General features: G+C 46.5%; 10 protein-coding genes. 7 read left to right on the top strand and 3 right to left on the bottom strand.

The window, feature by feature from the left end; translation table 11 throughout:
- The first annotated feature begins 82 nt into the window (after window positions 1-82).
- The 3 genes from QE357_RS22920 to QE357_RS22910 are packed head-to-tail and all read left to right on the top strand — an operon-like array spanning window position 83 to window position 3,412.
- On the top strand, window positions 83-1,483 hold the full coding sequence (locus QE357_RS22920; protein WP_309713004.1) for an efflux transporter outer membrane subunit: 1,401 nt from the start codon (window positions 83-85) through the stop codon (window positions 1,481-1,483).
- Window positions 1,484-1,502: 19 nt separating this feature from the next.
- Window positions 1,503-2,606 (top strand): histidine kinase, encoded by a 1,104-nt coding sequence (locus QE357_RS22915; RefSeq protein WP_309713001.1) that lies wholly within the window; start codon window positions 1,503-1,505, stop codon window positions 2,604-2,606.
- A 29-nt stretch (window positions 2,607-2,635) separates the two neighbouring features.
- Entirely contained in the window at window positions 2,636-3,412 is a 777-nt protein-coding gene (locus QE357_RS22910; RefSeq protein ID WP_309712999.1) for a LytTR family DNA-binding domain-containing protein, read from the top strand.
- 72 nt (window positions 3,413-3,484) lie between these two features.
- Here QE357_RS22910 and QE357_RS22905 read toward each other — a convergent pair whose 3' ends face one another.
- The 3 genes from QE357_RS22905 to QE357_RS22895 form a co-directional block, all read right to left on the bottom strand.
- Window positions 3,485-4,363, bottom strand: coding sequence for a DUF4249 domain-containing protein (locus QE357_RS22905; RefSeq protein WP_309712996.1), 879 nt, complete (start codon window positions 4,361-4,363; stop codon window positions 3,485-3,487).
- A 46-nt stretch (window positions 4,364-4,409) separates the two neighbouring features.
- Window positions 4,410-6,842 carry a TonB-dependent receptor gene (locus QE357_RS22900; protein ID WP_309712993.1) on the bottom strand — a complete coding sequence of 811 codons (2,433 nt, stop codon included), beginning with the start codon at window positions 6,840-6,842 and terminating at the stop codon, window positions 4,410-4,412.
- Window positions 6,843-7,484: 642 nt separating this feature from the next.
- The gene (locus tag QE357_RS22895) at window positions 7,485-8,588 is read right to left on the bottom strand and encodes a Fic family protein (protein WP_309712990.1); all 1,104 of its coding nucleotides are present in this window, start codon (window positions 8,586-8,588) and stop codon (window positions 7,485-7,487) included.
- 664 nt (window positions 8,589-9,252) lie between these two features.
- Here QE357_RS22895 and QE357_RS22890 point away from each other — a divergent pair.
- The 4 genes from QE357_RS22890 to QE357_RS22875 all read left to right on the top strand — a co-directional run bounded on the left by QE357_RS22890 (window position 9,253) and on the right by QE357_RS22875 (window position 15,537).
- Window positions 9,253-9,606: a hypothetical protein gene (locus QE357_RS22890; RefSeq protein ID WP_106638120.1), complete on the top strand. Its 354-nt coding sequence runs from the start codon at window positions 9,253-9,255 to the stop codon at window positions 9,604-9,606.
- 155 nt (window positions 9,607-9,761) lie between these two features.
- The gene (locus QE357_RS22885) at window positions 9,762-10,907 is read left to right on the top strand and encodes an efflux RND transporter periplasmic adaptor subunit (RefSeq protein ID WP_106638119.1); all 1,146 of its coding nucleotides are present in this window, start codon (window positions 9,762-9,764) and stop codon (window positions 10,905-10,907) included.
- 15 nt (window positions 10,908-10,922) lie between these two features.
- Window positions 10,923-14,087 (top strand): multidrug efflux RND transporter permease subunit, encoded by a 3,165-nt coding sequence (locus QE357_RS22880; protein WP_309712983.1) that lies wholly within the window; start codon window positions 10,923-10,925, stop codon window positions 14,085-14,087.
- Window positions 14,071-15,537 (top strand): efflux transporter outer membrane subunit, encoded by a 1,467-nt coding sequence (locus tag QE357_RS22875; RefSeq protein WP_409050279.1) that lies wholly within the window; start codon window positions 14,071-14,073, stop codon window positions 15,535-15,537. Before QE357_RS22880 ends, QE357_RS22875 begins: the two co-directional genes overlap by 17 nt.
- Window positions 15,538-15,734 lie beyond the last annotated feature (197 nt).

Genomic DNA, 15,734 nt, shown 5'->3' with positions numbered 1-15,734 from the left:
GCCGGGACAACTCCATAGGCAGGAAAAGCTGTTAGCTTCCCTAGTAAACCAGCTCCCCTCAAGAACCATGATTAATAAGAAAATGAAAGCTATTTATTCCGTCCTGGTGATTCTTTGCCTACTTACGGCCTGCAAAGTAACCCGGGATTATAAACGTCCTGATTTACAACAACCGGAGCAGTTTCGTAACGCTCAGGTAAGGGATACGACGCTCCGAACGTTACCCAACGTTCAGGACTTCTTTGCCAATGCCACCCTTCGTAGTCTTATTGATACGGCTCTGGCGTATAACAATGATTTACGCATAGCCATCAAGAACATTGAATATGCTCAAACAACGTTAAAGCAGGTAAAGCTCAACTACCTCCCCGATCTGAACGCTCAGTTGCAGGTCAGTCGCAACCGGACGGCCCGTAACAGTTTTGCAGGGTTGGGGAATGAAGCTTTCATCGGAACATTGAACGTCAATGATTTTAATGTAAATCTGGGCCTGAATTGGGAAGTAGACATCTGGGGCCGGGTAAAGCGGCAGAAAGAAGAAGCTCTGGCGGGTATCTTACAAAATGAAGCATTGAAACGCGGGGTACAAACCCGATTGGTAGCCGACGTAGCCAATGGTTATTACAACTTGTTAATGCTGGACGAACAACTGAGAATTGCTCGGCACAGTGAGGAACTCAGTGACAGCACGGTTATGATAACGAATGCTCAGTACCGGGTTGGGGAAGCGACTCAATTAGCCATTCAACAGGCGAAAGCCCAATTGGAAGAAACCAGACAGCTCATTCCTCAGATTGAACAAAGCATCATTCAGCAGGAAAATGCTTTAAGTCTGCTGTGCGGGTCCTACGCGAAGGGGATTACCCGTCGGGCCCAGCCGGGGCAGGAATTTAGCCTCAACCACCAGCAGGGTTATTCAGTAGAGTTGCTGGCGGCCCGCCCGGACATTCATGCTGCCGAATACGAGCTGAGAGCGACCAACGCCCGGCTAGGCATCGCAGAAATTGCCTTGTATCCTCGATTGGTTATTACGGGACAAAGTGGATTAACTTCCTTTCAGGTTTCCAACTGGCTGAACGTTCCCGGTTCGTTCTTCTGGAATATTGCGGGAGGCCTAACTCAACCCGTTTTTCAGCGGCGGCAGTTAAAAACCCAGATTGAACAAGCCCGAATCAATCAGGAAAAAGCGGCAATTAATTTTCAACAGGCCGTACTCACGGGTTATACCGAAGTGTCTAACGCCCTGGTGGCAAATCAGAAAATCGAAGAGCAGATTCAACATGCGACCAAGCGTCGGCAGGCTCTGGAAGAGGGCATTGGTTCAACCGAATTGTTATTCAAAAATGGAATGGCTAATTACCTGGAAATCATTACCGCTCAAAGTAACTTCCTGCAATCCCGGTTGAATGTTACTCAATTGGAACGGGAAAAGGCAAATGCAACCATCGAACTCTACCGGGCTTTAGGCGGCGGCTGGCGTTAAACATCTCTTCAAATCATGTATGCCTGCATTTCACGTGAATCTTGATCGTAAATCATACCGGCGGTACATCCGGCTGGCCATGACGCCCCTGGTCGTATTAGCCATTCATTTGCTGTATTACCTCATCAATCCCGATAATCGACTCTGGACGTTGGGAGGTATTCTAACCTGCAAAGAATGGGTAACTGATTTGACCATTACCTTCATTTTCAGTTGGTTCATCATTGAAGTCAGTATCGGCATTGCTAGCGGACTCGAACGCTGGCTCCCCTGGGTTAATTCTCCGTTGGCCCGGTTTGTGAGTCAAACGGTACTAACGCTGGGGGCGAGTATTGGCCTGTTAATGATTCAGGATCAGATTTATACCTGGTTGTATCCCGGAACGCCTACGCCTCAGGAAGAACTGGAATCCTGGCAATTTCTGATCGTTAACCTCATTGTTTCGTTAATGATCAGCACTTTTCACACGGGGTATTTCCTCCTGAGTCGTATCAAACAAAGTCTGGAAGAGGCCGCCGAGCTGAAAGTCAAGACGCTGGAATTAAAAGGCGTGGCTCTTCAGGCCGAGCTGCAATCGTTAAAGCTACAACTAGACCCTCATTTTCTATTCAATAATTTCAGCACTTTATCTGAACTGATTCAGGAAGATACCCATAAGGCAAGTTTGTTTTTGGATAAATTATCGAAGGTATATCGGTACATGATTCAGAACACTCGGCAGGATCTGGTGCCTTTGAAAGATGAAATTGCCTTCGTTAAAGCCTACCAGTATTTAATTCAGATTCGGCACGGCGAGCAGGTGCAGATTTGCTTTGATATTAACCCCGATTTACTAACCAAACGGGTCCCTCCCATTGCCATTCAGTTGTTAATTGAAAACGCCATCAAACACAATCGGGCGACGTATGCGAAACCGCTAAAAATTCAGATTTACGATCTGGGTAATCGGCTTTGTGTTTCCAATAATTTGCAGCCTTTCCCAACGCCATTGCCTTCAACCGGATTAGGGCTGGAGAATATTAAAAATCGGTATCGCCTTTTGTCCTACGAAATTCCCGTTCAGGGTTCTGACGCTGAATTATTCTGGGTGGAGTTACCTTTATTTGATTACTCCAAGCCCTAATTTTCTGAGAGTGCCTTAATCGTTATCGCATGAATTCCTTATCCTTACTCATCATTGAAGACGAACAGCCCAATGCTAATCGTCTTTTGCGATTGCTACAAATGATTCGGCCCAATCATGAAGTTCTGGCAGTATTAGGAACGGTCAGCGAAAGTATTGAATGGCTGAAAACCCACCCACAACCCCAGCTCATTTTCATGGATATCCGGCTGGCGGATGGCATTTGTTTTGATATTTTTTCTCAACTATCCGTTAGTAGCCCGATCATCTTTACAACGGCTTATGACGAGTATATGATGTCGGCTTTTAAGGTAAACAGTATTGATTACCTTCTGAAACCAATCGATACCGACGAGTTAACGCAGGCTCTGGATAAATTTGATCGCCTACATCATGCATCACCAGCCAGGGAAGCATCGGTTTTATATACCGAATTGCTTGATTTATATCGAAAACAGACGAAACCCTACCGTCAGCGATTTCTGCTTCCGTATCGGGATGGTTATACGACGGTGAATGTTCAGGATATTGAATACTTCTTTTCGGAATCCAAAATTACCTTTGCTTGCCTAAAAACGGGCGACCAATCCATGATTCCCTACACGCTGGAAGAGCTGGAAGTTGAACTCGATCCAGTTCGGTTTTTCCGGGCCAATCGTCAGTATATCATTCAGGTTTATTGCATCCAGAGTATCCATAATTACTTCAACGGAAAACTTAAAGTAATAGCCGGAAAGCAGGAGCCGATTGAAATCATCATCAGTAAAGAAAAAGCTCCTTCGTTTAAGCAGTGGCTGAACCAGTAATAGAAAAGGCTTACGCAAAAAAGGTTGCTCGCTGTACTGACGAGCAACCTTTTTTATTCATTGATACCCGAGTTAGTTACCAATTTTTCCCGTAAACTCTGCTCTCGAATAAGATCCAAAACAGCCCAGACCACCCTGAATATTAGAGGGAATAAGCACCGGTTCAGCAAAGGGATTGTCATTATTCCATTCTTCCACGGCCTTTTGATACTTATAATAGTTTGAATCCAGATGTAAGAGGTAAGCAGTTATTAAAATAGGTCGCAGTAGTCGCGGAGAGCTCCCGTAGTAAGAGGGATAAATAGTAAACTCCTGACGTGGGCTTGCCATCGGTTGGCCATCAAAACCCTGATCCGTCAGGAACGGTTCATCAAAACGCAAGCGTTGGGAAGCATGCATGAGGGTATCTTTCAAAACCCCAGCCCCGGTCCGCACAGAGGTGATCATATCGTAATTTACTTTTGCATCTACGCTATAATAATTGGCTTGCTTTGCTACATCATTCCAATACATTCTTATTTTTCCATTCACAAAAGAAGTAACAGTAAGGGTATCTATTTCCAGCCGTTGCAAAGGTACCGCATAAGGAACCGTCGTCTGTGCCTGAACTGCTGTTCCGCCCGTTCTGCCTACTTTAAGTGTGTAGGTCTTTCCTTCCTGAATTGGAAAAAGTTTTGCGTTAATTTTATAATACCCTCCTGATGGGAAATCGTAAGTAAGATTAACGGAATGGGCTCCATCCGAAAGCTCTACGTTCGCATCCATTACATCCAGCCGATAAAAGGGCACACTTTCTCCCAGTACATTTCTGGACACACTAACTTTAACCAATAATGCAGTATCCTGAGGTGAGATGAAACTATGCACCACCAATTTCGAACCCGTTTGCGGGATACCATCTGGATTAACCTCTTTATACAAAGGCTTACACCCCACTAGAACTAAGGCCATTACTGGTACTAAAAAAAGATATTTCATAACAAAGAAGAAGGTCTGATTAAAACTTAAACATGTAACTGAATGAGGGGATAATCGGGAAAATGGAATATTGATTAAGCACCGTTTTTGATCGGGTAGATCCGGGGGAAGCAGGGTTAGGAATATCCTTTTCACTCAACATATAAAAGAAGGGGTTCCGCCGATCGTAGAGATTATAAACGCTAAACTCCCAGGTGCGTTCGTGGCGTTTCATCTTTTTGTGGAACTGAATTCCAACGTCAAAACGATGATAAGCGGCGGCCCGGAAGGCATTTTTCTGTCCGTAATCTTCTACTTCCCGATTTCCTTCTGAATAAGAGTTGGGCGTCAGACGGGTATAGGCCATATACTTTCCGGTGGGAATTGTTAAAGCATTGCCTGTACCATACACCCAGGTTCCTGAAAGTGTGATTCGGGGGCTAAGCTCATACACCCCCACCAGCGAAATGTCATGGCGGCGGTCGTAACGGGGAAAGAACTTTTTACCATCGTTTAATTCCGGGAATTGCCACTGCGTCCAGGAAAGGGTATAACCAGCCCAACCCGAAAAACGACCTACTTTCTTTTGTAATAAGGCTTCCACTCCATACGACCAGCCCTTCCCCGAGGTTACGTTTTGCTGCCAGTCAACCTGTCCAGCGGTTTCAGGGTCGTCGATGACCAGAAAACTGGCTCCTTCTTTATAACTAATGATGTTGTTCATCCGCTTGTAATACCCCTCCAGTGTAAACGTCAGGCCGCTTTTAGTAAGGTCTTTCGCAAAGCCCGCCGCGATTTGCTCTGACTGCTGAGGTTTAACGCGATTAGTAGTAGGTACCCATAAGTCCGTTGGAAGCCCGATGCCCGTATTGGATAGCATATGAACATATTGATTCATCAGGGCGTAGGAGACTTTGAACGATAAATCAGGCTGGAGAATATAAGCGGCTGACAACCGAGGTTCTGGCCGTAAGTATTGGATTTCCCGATGCAAAAAATGACTTACCCGCATCCCGGCATTGATCCGTAAACGCTGAACGGGTGTCCAGTGGTCTTCGGCATAAAGGCCCGTTTCAACCACATCGATGTTCTGAATGTCTTTTTTATTCCGATTAAGGTCCGTATCCTGTAATACCGTAGCACTGGGTGTAAAGCGGTGAGCCAGCGACTGAAGCCCAAACCGAATGGAATGCTGAGGATTAGGATAATAATCAAAGTCAGTTTTAAAGGAAAAATCCCGAATGCCTGAATTATACCGTAAGTCATAGATGCTTTCCTTTTGGTCATCATTATTAAAACTTCGGTCTTGTAGATAAATAGAAAAGCGGTAATTGCTGAAAATCAAGGATGTATTGGCAAAAAGCTTGTCGGAAAACAAATGATTCCAGCGTACTGTACCCGTGGCATTACCCCAGTCAAGCCCCGCCTTACTACTGGAATTCCCGTATTTACTCCTGGCAAAAAACCTATCCTGCCCAAAATAACCGCTCAGGTATACTTTGTTTTTCGGTCCAAAATCATAATTCAACTTGGCATTCAGATCATAAAAATGATAGCCTGCCATTTCATCCCCTTCCGTGGACAGAGCAATGAGGGGCCGGGCAATCAAATCCAGATACGTCCGCCGACCAGAAATCAGGAAAGAGGATCGTGCCGTACTGTCTTTCTTGCGTTTGATGGGCCCTTCTAGGGTTACCCGCGAAGCGATTAACCCAATACTTCCTTCGCCATGCAGTTTCTCCTTATTGCCATCCTTCATGTTCAGTTCAATAACCGAAGATAAACGACCGCCGTACCGGGCTGGAAAACCGCCTTTGGTAAGTTCCACGCTTTTAAGAGCATCGCCGTTGAAGACCGAGAAAAAGCCGAAGAGGTGATTCGCATTATAGACGGTGGCATCATCGAGGATAATCAGGTTTTGATCGGGACCACCACCGCGAACATAAATGCCCGTACTGCCTTCACTGCCCTTCTGAACACCGGGCATGAGTTGCAACACCTTAAGCACATCCTTTTCGCCCAGCAAAGCCGGGATCTTCTTTATCTGCGAAATCGGTACTTCGATTTTACTCATTTGTGGCGTTTCGCTCACCTTATCCTGCGTCTTTCCGCGAACGGTTACTTCATGCAACATACGTCCAGGAGTTAATTCGAGGGAGAGACTGGTATTGTTCTTCAGGTCAATCGTTCGGGTTTCGGTTTGGTAACCCACGAAGGAAAAACGCAGCGAAAGGTGCTCCTGTACCGGTAAGGTTAATGAATAAAAGCCGTACGCATTCGTAGCGGTTCCCAAGGAAGTTCCTTCGACGAGCACCGAAACGCCGAGCAAAGCTTCCTGACTTCCTTTTTCCCGAACGTACCCACTAATCGTAGCAACGGATTGTTGTTTAATAGTGGAAGAGGTTTGAGAAAAGGATAAAACTGAATCAAAAAGTAAATTAAAAAATAAGAAGGCAGGTAAAATACGTATCATGAAGATGGAATGAAGGATGTATTAATTTACGAATTAATACAATAATGCGTAAATCAAGGCTTCCGTTGCATCAACGTATATGTTAAATTTTGTTAGAATTGATTTAAGTAAAGATCAGATGTGCATGTATTACCTATAAACTAATTAAGGCAATTACTTTATTTTAAAAATCTGTCTATTAAGAGGTTGAACGTAGGAAAAATGATTCCCTACGTTCAAGAGGACCCTAGGATAAGTTGGTTTGCACCTCGAGTCTGTCATTCAGAGCAAAGCGAAGGAACTTCTTACTTTTTTCAAATACACTTACCCATTAATTATTGTTAACTATCTATAATACAACCCATTACATATAAAAATATCTACGTTCGAGATAACGGATAGAAAAAGTTATTTACTCCTCGATCATTCGCATGAAGATCCAACCATTGTAAACTTTACACAGTCTATAACCTATTACATAAATAAATTATTTATTACATGGATAATTCATTAGCTTTAATTACTTAACTTATATTTTATAAATAACTATCATCAAGATAGTAGCAGTATAAGTTTTGATTTTACATTAGTGAATAATTATATTTTCATTACTCATTAACTTCTTTTATACCAAAAATTATAAACAACGATTCTCACTGATTTTCATAACACCGGAGCCAGGTAATAACTGGTACTTCTACCGCCAGGACCGTCTTGGTTCAGGATGCCTTGTTCCATTAAATTCTGGATATCCCGAAGAGCAGTATCCTGTGAACATTTAGCAATTTTTGCCCATTTGGAAGTAGTTAATTTCCCTTCAAATCCATCCATTAATTTATTGAGCATTAACTTTTGTCGCTCGCTGATGGATTTGCTTTTGAACCATTCCCAGTATTTTGCTTTCGTCAGTACACTCGATAATACTTCATCGGTTGCCACGATGGCCCGGTCCAGACACTTCATAAACCACTCCAGCCATTCCGTTACGTTCAGGTCTCCTTTCTGCGTTTTTTCGAGAACTTCGTAGTATCGGTTTCGTTCTTTCCGAATCTGAGCCGACATGCTATAAAACCGCTGAACGCTTTCATCTGCCCGGGATAACTGTAAATCCGCGATCGTTCGGGCAATCCGCCCGTTGCCGTCGTCAAACGGGTGAATGGTTACAAACCATAAATGGGCAATGGCCGCTTTTATAACTGGATCGATGGGTTCTTCGCGATTGAACCAATCCAGAAACTGCTCCATTTCCTGGTCAATCACCGCATAATCCGGTGCTTCGTAATGCACGTGTTCCCGTCCCAGTGGGCCCGAAACCACCTGCATGGGGCCGTCGCCTTCCCCCCGCCAGTCGCCAACCGTAATTTTATACATGCCGCTCCTCCCCGTAGGAAACAGAGCCGAGTGCCAGCCGAAAAGCCGATCCTTCGTTAAAGGCTCGGTATACTTTTGAGTGGCATCCAGCAACATTTCTACGACTCCCTCTACGTCGCGATCGGCCTTCACCAGGCCGAAGCTCTCTATACCTAGTCGCCGGGCAATGGACGACCGAACCTGATCTGAATCTAAAATCTCCCCTTCAATCTCACTGGTCTTTAATACTTCCAGCGTCAAAGTCCGTAGCATGGCTTCTTCCTGAAGCGTAAAACCCAGGGTTGACATTTTCCCAATTAATCGTCCCTGTTTGTGCCGAAGAGCAGCCAGAGTATTAAGGATTTGAGATTCATCCCAATAAAAGTGAGGCCAGTTTCTTTGTTGATAGATGTACATTCTCCGCTAATTATGCGGTGAATATACTACACAATCTCCGCAAGCTTAACTAATATCCGCAAATAATGCGGATATTAAGCCCATTATTCGCCGCATAGTTATCATAATCGGGTTTGAGCTTTGATTTCGTTTGAATGTTGGGTGAAGCTGATACGCTATCATCTCAAACGAATAAGGATTTTGAAAAGGCTCGTTGTCCCTAAGACTCGCATCAACCTCAGAGGTGTTCAGCACCACTAGCCCCAGGCTGGATAGCCCTGGATGTAGCATCGAATTACAAATCCTTAACAAATAGCTTTCGGATTGTAAATCCGGAAGAGCATTAGATATACAGGTATCCTATAACCATCAACTATAAAACCAAATTTAAAACCCCAGAGGGGTTCAACACGAATAGCCCCGGATGTAATCCGGGGAACATCAATTTATAAATTACAAAACCCAAAAACAACCCAGAAAAGAATCCTAAAAACCCCTCGCTTTAACCTCGATTAGAATATCATTAAAACCGTCTCCATGAATAGGATTTTAGGGAATCGTTCTAAGAATATGTCGATTTCTCTTCCATAACCATTAAATTCTGCCTACTTTCGTCATGGTTTAGCTCTATCCCATGAAGAAAAGAAACCGTAGTTGGATCCTTTATCAATTGTTTTGTTTGTTGATGGCACTGCATGTCATCAACCTCAGCATTGATACGCCCGATCGCAACGTGTGTTATTCAGAGGATGGAGAAACGCATGAAGACCCAACCATTAATGACATGGAAAGTCTGATTGAGTTCGTGCTGGAAGAAGGCTTTGGCCTGGATAACGTGGTCCCCGAGCACGATGAACCCGATGAGGATAGTGATCTGACCAAACTCAATCAGGATTACTTTTTCACGCCTACCTTTCGGCTTCTTCCTCCCGTCGAAACGGTTATTGTATTACCTACACTTTTCATTCCAGACCGCACCGACGAGTTACTAAGTCGGATGCTGGAAATTTCTTCGCCTCCGCCCCAACGTAAGGCGTAATTCCTTTTTCCATAATTCTCAGGAGTTAAGGTCGAATCGGTGTATGCATACCGATCCGTTATTCATTGTATTTCCAAATTTCTTTCTTCATCATCTTATCAGCTGATAATCAACACGATTCAATCAGCTAATAAGTCCATTCACCACTTGTATTCATGAAAAAAAGCATAGGCGTTTCCGCCTTGCTGATCGGCGTTTGGCTCTCTGGTTGCCAGAGTAAAGAAGCCCAAACCAATCAGCCCAAAGAAAAATTAACCCTTCCCGTCGTAGAAATCAGTCGCCGCCCTACCCAACTGCAACGCGAATATGTCAGCACACTCGAAGCCGTTCGAAATGTTGAAATCAGAGCTCGGGTAACCGGTTTTCTGGAAAAAATTCACGTCGATGAAGGCCAGCGGGTGCATAAGGGGCAGATCCTTTTCAGCCTGAACGCAGCCGAATATCAGGTAGAAGCCGACAAGGCAAAAGCAGCCCTGAAGATTGCTCAGGCCGAAGCAAAAACGGCGGAAGTTGAAGTAGGGCGGGTAAAATTGTTATTAGACAACAAAGTCGTTTCGCCTTCAGAAATGGAACTAGCCAAAGCTAAACTTGAAGGGGCCCGGGCCCAGATCGACGAAGCCCGGGCCGCCCATGAAGCCGCGGCTTTACGACTGACCCAGGCAAACATCCGTGCCCCCTTCGATGGAGTTATTAACCGGATTCCTTTCAAAATGGGAAGTCTGATTGAGTCCGGTGCTTTGTTAACCACCGTTTCCGACATTCAGGAAGTATTTGCCTATTTTGATGTATCGGAACGAGAATACCTGAGTTTCATCAAGAACAACCGCAACCTGCTGGGTAAAGGTGGTCAGGAAGTAGAAATGCTACTGGCCGATGAATCGCTTTACCCCATTCGGGGCCATATTGAAGTCATGGAAAGCACCTTTGAAGGGGGGTCAGGAACGATTGCCTTCCGGGCTCGTTTTGCCAATCCCAAGCAGTTGCTCAAGCACGGGTCTTCGGGTAAAATTCGTCTCAGTACGCAGGTTGCCGATGCTCTACTCGTACCCCAGAAAGCGGTATTTGAGGTGCAGGACAAAAATTATGTATACGTTGTTGACAAGTCGGGTAAAGTCAAATCCCGCAGCTTCATTCCCCGCGGTCGCGTCGGTAAAAACTACATTGTTAATTCTGGCCTACAGCCTGGCGAACGGGTTGTTTTCGAAGGAATTCAGAACGTTCGTGATGGGGACGAAATCACACCCCAGCCCATTTCCAGCGATAGCCTAACGGTTACGCAGCAATCTGCTCATGTGCTGTAATCTAAACCCCACTTTATGTTTGATATATTCATTAAACGGCCCCTGTTGTCGTCGGTCATTTCTGTAGTCATTACACTGCTGGGAGTACTGGCCCTGACGGGATTACCCGTTACTCAATTCCCTGATATTGTTCCTCCATCGGTTACCGTAACCACCAAATACACGGGAGCCAACGCCGAAGTGTGTACCAAAGCGGTGGCTACTCCACTCGAACGGGCCATTAACGGTGTACCCGGCATGGTGTACATGAACTCCGTTTCGGGTAACGATGGAACCACGCTGATTCAAATCTTTTTTGAAGTAGGAACCGACCCCGATCTGGCGGCCATGAACGTGCAGAACCGGGTAACGGCGGTGCTCGATGAGTTACCCGAAGAGGTCATCAAGGCCGGGGTTATTACGGAAAAGGAAGTCAACAGTATGTTATTGTATCTGAATATTTTCAGTGATGATTCTACCGTCGATGAGAAGTTCATTTACAATTTTGCGGATATTAATATTCTGGCTGAACTCAAACGAATTGACGGCGTAGGGTTTGCTGACATCATGGGTTCCCGTGAATATTCGATGCGGGTATGGTTAAAGCCGGATCGTTTGACGGCCTATAATCTTTCTCCCGAAGAAGTCATTAACGCCATTCGTCAGCAAAACGTGGAGGCCGCTCCGGGAAAAGCCGGGGAAAGTGCGGACCGGGCTCCGCAGGTGTTACAATACGTTTTGAAATATACGGGTAAGTTTTTCGAGCCCGATCAATACCGCAATATTGTACTCAGGGCCGATCCCAGTGGTTCGATTTTACGCCTGAAAGACGTAGCCGATGTAGAGTTTGGCTCGCTGGATTACGATGTATTATCCAAAACGGATGGTCGTCCTTCGGCGGCTATTATGCTGAAACAGCGACCCGGTTCCAACGCCCGTGAGATCATCGAGAACGTAAAAACCCGGATGGCGGAACTGAAGCAAGAGACCTTCCCGCCGGGCATGACTTATAACTTTGCCTACGACGTTTCCCGATTCCTGGATGCGTCTATTCACGAAGTTGTTCGGACGCTCTTTGAGGCATTCGTACTCGTATTTATTGTCGTATTCCTCTTCTTACAGGACTGGCGATCCACCCTGATTTGTGCCCTGGTGGTACCGGTAGCCCTGGTTGGAGCCTTTGCTTTTATGAGCATGATTGGCTTCTCCATTAACCTGTTAACGCTGTTCGCTCTGGTATTAGCCATCGGGATTGTGGTGGATGATGGGATTGTCGTCGTGGAAGCCGTTCACGCAAAAATGGCCGAAGAGCATTTATCGCCTCGACAGGCAACATTTGCAGCCATGCGGGAAATCAGCGGGGCTTTGATTGCCATCACATTGGTCATGTCGGCGGTATTCGTGCCCGTGGCTTTTCTCTCCGGTCCCGTCGGGATTTTCTACCGCCAGTTTTCCTTAACCCTGGCCGTAGCCATTCTGATTTCGGGTCTGAACGCTCTTACCTTAACCCCTGCTTTGTGTGCCTTATTACTAAAACCGCATACGTCAGCGGAAAGCCGTAAAAACTGGTTAGGTCGATTTTTTGCCAGCTTCAACCGGGGATTTGACCGCCTGACGGGTCGTTATCAGGGATTACTCAAACGCATCATCAGTCGTCGCGTCGTGACCGTGGGTTTACTCGCCCTTTTCGTGGCCGGAACCTGGGGTATTAATACGATTCTTCCGAGTGGATTTATTCCTACCGAAGATCAGGGCATGATTTACGTAAACGTAACCACCCCCGCAGGAGCTACCGTAAAGCGTACCGAAGAAGTATTGGATCAGATTCAGCAGGTTGCTTCTAAAATGTCCGCCGTTGAAAACGTTTCAACCCTTGCTGGTTTTAGCTTGATGACGGATGGATCTGGTTCTTCCTATGGCATGGCGATGGTTAACCTCAAAAGCTGGGAAGAACGAAAGGAAACCGTAGATGACGTGATTGCGAATCTGGAAAAACAGACCCGACACATTCAGGGAGCCAGTGTTCAGTACTTCCCACCCCCAACCGTTCCCGGCTTTGGTAACTCCAGCGGGTTTGAATTACGATTACTAGATCGTACGGGTAAAGGTGATTTACAGGCCACTAAAAAAGTAGCCGAAGACTTTATGGCGGAAGTCAATAAGCGTCCAGAAATCGGTCAGGTGTTTACGAGCTTCGATCCTAGCTTCCCCCAGTACATGTTGCACGTCGATTACGACAAAGCCGCTCAGAAAGGCATCTCGGTAGACAATGCCATGAGCACGCTGCAAACCCTGATGGGAAGTTTTTACGCCTCAAATTTCATCCGCTTCGGACAAATGTACAAAGTCATGGTGCAGGCTTCGCCTGAGTATCGTACCAAGCCCGAAGATGTGCTGAACATGCACGTGAAAAATGCCAAGGGCGAAATGGTGCCTTACTCCAACTTCATCCGGCTGGAACGGGTATATGGCCCTGAGCAGTTGACTCGCTACAACATGTATACCTCGGCCCTAATCAACGGCGATGCCGCTCCCGGATACAGCAGTGGTGATGCCCTGAAAGCCGTGGAAGAAGTAGCGGCCAAGTTACCAAGAGGATACTCCTTTGCCTGGTCGGGGATGTCGCGTGAGGAGGTACTTTCGGGGAATCAGGCGATTTACATTTTCATGCTATGTCTGCTGTTTGTGTATTTGTTACTGGTCGCTCAATACGAAAGTCTGTTACTGCCCTTGCCCGTTTTATTATCCTTACCCACCGGGATTTTCGGCTCATTCCTGTGCCTGCAACTAGCGGGTTTACAGAATAACATTTACGCCCAGGTCGCCCTGGTGATGCTTATTGGTTTATTGGGTAAAAATGCCATTCTGATCGTAGAATTTGCCAGCCAGCGGCAGCGGGAAGGGCTGAGTATTGTGAAGGCCGCCATGGAAGGTGCCGTAACCCGTCTTCGACCCATTCTGATGACTTCCTTCGCCTTCATTGCCGGTCTGATTCCCTTGTGTATTGCTACGGGTGCGGGTGCCCTGGGTAACCGTTCCATTGGTACGGCAGCGGCGGGCGGTATGCTCGTGGGTACCGTGTTTGGACTGGTAATCGTCCCCGGTCTGTATGTCATCTTCGCCAAAATGGGCGAACGCATGGGCTCCAAATCAGACGTTGTTTCTTCCCCCACTGAAAGTACGTATGTTCATGAATCTTAAAAGTCAGTTTATCGCTCTTTTCGTTGGCAGTTCCGTTTTGTTGGGTGTGAGTGCCTGCCGGGTGGCCCATACCCCGGCAGCCATTCCCTCGTTGGCCCTGCCCGACTCTTACGCGGGTAGTTTGAGTGAAGCCAGCTCCGATTCCGCCAGTATTGCCAATGACCCTTATCGTCGCCTATTTACGGATGCCAATCTGGTTTTGCTGATCGACACCGCCTTGGCGAATAATCCAGACCTTAGGATTGCCCTGCAACGCATCGAAGGCACGCGAGCTCAGTATGGCATTAGCAATGCCGCTTTGTTGCCCAGAGTTGACGCAGTAGCCTCTGTCGGGGTGGATCGCTTTGGTCGTTATACCCTCAATGGCGTGGGTAACTACGATACCAATTTCTCAGAGTATGTAACGGGTTCCAGCCGTATTCCCAACCCAACGCCCGATTACTTCATTGGCTTGCGTAGCTCCTGGGAAATCGACATCTGGGGGAAATTACGGAACCGTCGCCGGGCAGCTTACAATCGCGTGCTGGCGAGCGAAGAAGGACGTAATTACATCGTTACAGCTCTGGTATCCGACGTAGCCCGACTTTATTTTACCCTGCTCTCACTGGATGCCGAACTGGAAATCATTGAGGATAACATCGAATTGCAGGAGCAGGCTCTCAAGCTGGTGGAAGTTCAAAAAGCAGCCGGACGCGTAACTGAACTTGCGGTTCAGCAATTCAGAGCCCAGCTACTCAACACGAAAGGGTTGGAAGGCGGTGTGCGTCAGCAGATTCAGGAAGCTGAAAACCAGATTAATGTTCTACTGGGCCGTTATCCGCAGCCCATTGTTCGGGGGATTTCGATTCGGGAACAGCAGTTACCATCAACGGTAGTAGCGGGGATTCCGAGCCAGCTCATCAGCCGTCGTCCCGACATCCGGCAGGCCGAACGTGAACTGGAAGCTTCTAACATTGATGTCGCAGTAGCCCGAGCCGAATTTTTACCTTCCCTGAATCTGACTCCCTACCTGGGGCTGAATGCCTTTCGGTTAGGAGTACTGGCCAATCCGCAATCCGTTGCCGCAGGGCTGGTGGGTGGCTTGTCAGCTCCCATCTTTAACCGCCGTTTGCTGAAAGGAAACCTACGCGTGGAAGAAGCCGAGAGCAAGGAAGCATTCATTACGTACCAACGAACGGTTTTGACGGGTGTTTCGGAAGTAGTGAATAGCCTGAAAGGATTGGAAAACTACCGCAACGTAGCGGATTTCAAAACCGAAGAAGTGGCAGTATTACGTCAGGCGGCCAGGACTTCCGATAATCTGTTTGCGACGGGATATGCGACGTATCTGGAAGTTATTACTTCGCAACGTTCCGTGCTGGAATCGGAATTATCGCTCATTAATACCAAACGGGCCCAGTTCCTGTCGCTCGTAGATCTCTACCGGGCACTCGGCGGAGGCTGGCGTTAGTTGATGCGTCTGATTCGTGGTTTGAGGGTTTGAGTTTGTTTGATTAAGGTTTGAGAGGGACAGGTTCATACATGTTACCTTTTAAAACCACATGATTTCAAAACTTAATTAAACGCATTCTCAAACTTCAGCTAACGTCACCCAATAGATTCAAACGTTCAAACCCAATCAAACGCTCAAACTACGAATCAACCTTT

The organism is Siphonobacter sp. SORGH_AS_0500 (assembly GCF_031453245.1).
Taxonomy (GTDB): Bacteria; Bacteroidota; Bacteroidia; order Cytophagales; family Spirosomataceae; genus Siphonobacter.
This window is presented reverse-complemented; position numbering and strand designations above follow the sequence as displayed.

What these genes read in the sequence shown, in the direction of transcription:
- QE357_RS22920 (WP_309713004.1), top strand. Translation starts at nt 83, where the DNA reads ATGAAAGCTATTTATTCCGTCCTGGTGATTCTTTGCCTACTTACGGCC.
- QE357_RS22915 (WP_309713001.1), top strand. Translation starts at nt 1,503, where the DNA reads ATGCCTGCATTTCACGTGAATCTTGATCGTAAATCATACCGGCGGTAC.
- QE357_RS22910 (WP_309712999.1), top strand. Translation starts at nt 2,636, where the DNA reads ATGAATTCCTTATCCTTACTCATCATTGAAGACGAACAGCCCAATGCT.
- QE357_RS22905 (WP_309712996.1), bottom strand. Translation starts at nt 4,363, where the DNA reads ATGGCCTTAGTTCTAGTGGGGTGTAAGCCTTTGTATAAAGAGGTTAAT.
- QE357_RS22900 (WP_309712993.1), bottom strand. Translation starts at nt 6,842, where the DNA reads ATGATACGTATTTTACCTGCCTTCTTATTTTTTAATTTACTTTTTGAT.
- QE357_RS22895 (WP_309712990.1), bottom strand. Translation starts at nt 8,588, where the DNA reads ATGTACATCTATCAACAAAGAAACTGGCCTCACTTTTATTGGGATGAA.
- QE357_RS22890 (WP_106638120.1), top strand. Translation starts at nt 9,253, where the DNA reads ATGGCACTGCATGTCATCAACCTCAGCATTGATACGCCCGATCGCAAC.
- QE357_RS22885 (WP_106638119.1), top strand. Translation starts at nt 9,762, where the DNA reads ATGAAAAAAAGCATAGGCGTTTCCGCCTTGCTGATCGGCGTTTGGCTC.
- QE357_RS22880 (WP_309712983.1), top strand. Translation starts at nt 10,923, where the DNA reads ATGTTTGATATATTCATTAAACGGCCCCTGTTGTCGTCGGTCATTTCT.
- QE357_RS22875 (WP_409050279.1), top strand. Translation starts at nt 14,071, where the DNA reads ATGTTCATGAATCTTAAAAGTCAGTTTATCGCTCTTTTCGTTGGCAGT.